This window comes from Marinobacter goseongensis (genome assembly GCF_023156235.1).
Classification (GTDB): Bacteria; Pseudomonadota; Gammaproteobacteria; order Pseudomonadales; family Oleiphilaceae; genus Marinobacter; species Marinobacter goseongensis.
This window is the reverse complement of the sequence record NZ_JAKZAI010000058.1, coordinates 1-3,237: the sequence shown is the minus strand read 5'-3', so window position 1 is coordinate 3,237 and position 3,237 is coordinate 1. Positions and strand designations below refer to the sequence as shown.

Sequence of the window (3,237 nt, the reverse complement as noted above, 5' to 3'; positions counted from 1 at the left end):
GGAATGCCGAGTTGCCGGCTTTGAAAAAAGTGGCTCAATACGATTAGGGCAAGTGGGTCGATTTAACGGCGCTTACACTATATAGAAAAGGCTGACTTCCCTTCGCGAATCGGCTATGAAGCATCCGGGATAGTCATTGAAGTCGGGGAAGAGGTGAATCATTTACGCCTTGGGGAAGAGGTTTGTATTGTCCCTCAGATGGGGCTTTCCCAGAATGGCTGCTACGCAGAAGAGATTGTCGTACCAAGTGAATATGTGGCACTCAAACCGGCAGGGCTAACCTTTGCTGAAGGCGCAGCAGCTTGGATGCAGTACCTGACAGCTTATGGCGCTTTGGTCGAAATTGCTAACGTGCAAAAAAGCGATGCAGTACTGATAACCGCCGCATCGAGCAGTGTTGGATTGGCTGCGATTCAAATTGTGAATTCTCTGGGGGGTATCCCTATCGCTACAACTCAAACAGGAGCTAAAAAGGCTGCTGTGCTCAAGGCTGGCGCGGCCCATGTGATTGCAACCCAAGAAGAACCGCTACTGGATAGCTTGAGAAGCATCTTGGGAGCAAACAATTTAAAAATGGCATTTGATGCTGTCGGTGGGCCGCAGATAGCTGAAATTGCTGAAGCAATGAGCCCTGAAGGAACAATAATAGTGCACGGAGCATTAAGTCCCGAAACAACCCCTTTTCCCTTAAAAATAGCACTTCGTAAAAGTCTGACAGTTAGGGGGTATGTGTTTACTGAAGTTATAAAAGACATCGAGCGTTTTCGCAGAGCAAAGCAATTTATCCACTCGGGTTTATCCGAAGGAACACTCAAGCCTGTCATTGATCGAAGCTTTAAATTTGAAGAGATAGTAGCAGCGCATCACTATCTGGAGTCAAATCAGCAGATTGGTAAAATAGTGGTCGAACTTGATTAACAGTTCGTAGCTTCCGCTAGTCTCTGGCCGGCGCATAATTCACCGCCAGAACAATAAGAAAAAGGGGTAGTGTATGGTAATTAGCGATCTTCTCTGGCGGCGTCCGCGCCATCACATGGATGTCGATGAAAACCACGACCACGTGCACTGGGTGGAACTTTTCTTCGATCTGGTCCATGTAGTGACAATTTTCATTCTGGGAAATTACCTGTCCCATCATCTGGGGTGGCAAGGATTCTGGGTGTTTACCGGACTGTTCCTGGCAATTTTCTATGCCTGGGCAGACAGCTCGCTCTATAACTCGCTGTATATCTCCACGGACATGCCGCATCGCGTGGTGATGGCACTTAAGATTGTCACGATGATGACCGTCGCGGCGGCGATTCCCGACGTGGCCGGTGAAGGCTGGACGTATTTCGCGCTGGCCTATGCGTTGAATCGGGCGCTGACGGCCTATCTTTACTGGCGGGCGCGCTGTACCGACAACGCGGCCAATAGACTGGCGCAGGAACAGGCGCGGAATTTTTTCGTGTTGGCCGGGGTGTTCGCGCTGTCGGCTTTTTTGCCGACACCGGTTGCCTACTGGGTCTTTGCCGCCGGCGTGGCAGCAATCCAGCTGCAGTACATGCTGCCGCGCGTGGGCACGCTCCGCTTCGAACGCTTTGTGCCTCAACTCGGACACATCTCGGAGCGCTTCGGCCTTCTGATGTTGATCTTGCTGGGTGAAGGCTTCTTTAAACTGGTGGTCACGCTGGCCGACAAGGGCGTCTACAGCGTCAGCGCGGGTACGCTGTTCAATGTGACCATGGGCGGCTTGTCCCTCTTCGCGCTGGCCTGGACTTATTTCGACTGCGCCGGAAATGAAAAACCGAAGAGCCGCACCAGTGCCGTGCTGCTGAGATACTGGTTTGCTCACATCGTGATTTTGTGGAGTGCGGTGACGATTGGCGTTGCGCTGGCCGGACAAGTCTACGTCGGCCTGTGGGAGCCTTATCCGCCCGGCTACGCCGCGCTTGGCTCGGTCGGCCTAGCGGTGTTTTTAGCTTCGCTATGGGCGCTGCGTCGAACCGTGACTGATGCCACCGACAAATACCACAGCGGCGGTCTGAGGCTGTTCGGCATTGTCATGGCACTGGTTGTGCTAGCCGTTCATCCCCTCGTACCGTCGATTGTCAGCAACGGGCTTTGGGTCCTGGCGCTGTTCTCGCAGATTGGTGTGCCGATTTTTCTGGCGCTAAGAGATGCGCGCCGGTCTGATAAAATGCTGTGATGGAACATGGCTACGCCCATGCAATTTGACAGATAGCCGCCAGGGATTTGATGGGTTCTTCTTATGCTCATTAAGCCGTAGAACCACATTCTTTTCGGAAGCATTCATCAAGCCGGCCTTTTTGTTTTCGTGATCAGTGATTGTCCGTTGGCGCTGTCCACGCCGGCGCTTCGTCCTCAGTTCGCCGTGCGTCCTCCCGCATGGCGTGCCCCAGTGACTCTTCGAGCTTCACGAACAACTCCCCGTAGCGCCGGCCGGTGGCACCTCGGGATGGACCACCTCGCTGACCGTTGGTGCCCTGGGCTTAGACCTGTTTGAGCACAGTCAGAATGCGATTCACAAGGCCACCGGCAGTGACAAGCCCGAAGGCTGGGATCACCAGATCTCCGAAGGGGGCGAGCCTACCTTGCGGTACTCCGCGGCCTACCACCAGTACCTGGATGGCAGTGAGCCGGGCAGCAAGTTCAAGGTGACCTACTTTGGGAGCGTCGGATACCTCACTGAATTTGGCGCCGCCCTGGTGTTCCGGGGAGGGCTGATTTCGTCGCCGGATAACCGCTTCAACCTGGAATTGATGGCCTACGGTGAGCGGGCGCCCAGCGTCTCCGCGGTCGGCGGTCGGGAGAACTACTTCTGGGGTGGCCTGTCGGTGAAGGCCAGGGCCTACAACGCTTTTCTGCAGGGTCAGTTCCGGGATTCTGATCACGAACTCAGTGCCAATGATCTGAATGTGCTGCTAGCGGAAGTCTGGGCCGGTCACACCCACACCCTCTGGGACAACATGGAGCTGAGCTACGTGTTGCGTGTGCAGAGCTCCGAAATCAAGAACGGTACCGGTGATCGCACCCTGGCCTGGGGCGGACTGGTGCTGAGCAAGCGCTTTGGCAGTCACTGACAACCGGTGTACATCACCCTGGGAAATACCATGTATACCGCTGAACAATTGGTTTTCAGCAAGGGCAGGGCGCATGGTTAGCCCGGATTTCTCATAGGTCCCCAGCAAGTCTCGCAGACTGTGCGGGTTACTGCCATTACCGCTCATTTTCGGC

3 protein-coding genes are annotated in these 3,237 nt (G+C 54.7%); all 3 read left to right on the top strand.

The features are described from left to right. Positions 1-81 precede the first annotated feature (81 nt). The 3 genes from MLC70_RS18185 to MLC70_RS18175 all read left to right on the top strand — a co-directional run bounded on the left by MLC70_RS18185 (position 82) and on the right by MLC70_RS18175 (position 3,083). Positions 82-918 (top strand): zinc-dependent alcohol dehydrogenase family protein, encoded by an 837-nt coding sequence (locus tag MLC70_RS18185; protein ID WP_345799566.1) that lies wholly within the window; start codon positions 82-84, stop codon positions 916-918. 73 nt (positions 919-991) lie between these two features. Continuing rightward, positions 992-2,188, top strand: a complete 1,197-nt coding sequence (locus MLC70_RS18180; protein ID WP_034734201.1) for a low temperature requirement protein A — start codon at positions 992-994, stop codon at positions 2,186-2,188. 283 nt (positions 2,189-2,471) lie between these two features. Next, a complete protein-coding gene (locus tag MLC70_RS18175; RefSeq protein WP_282448536.1) occupies positions 2,472-3,083 on the top strand; it encodes a lipid A-modifier LpxR family protein in 612 nt (203 codons plus the stop codon). Positions 3,084-3,237: the final 154 nt, after the last annotated feature.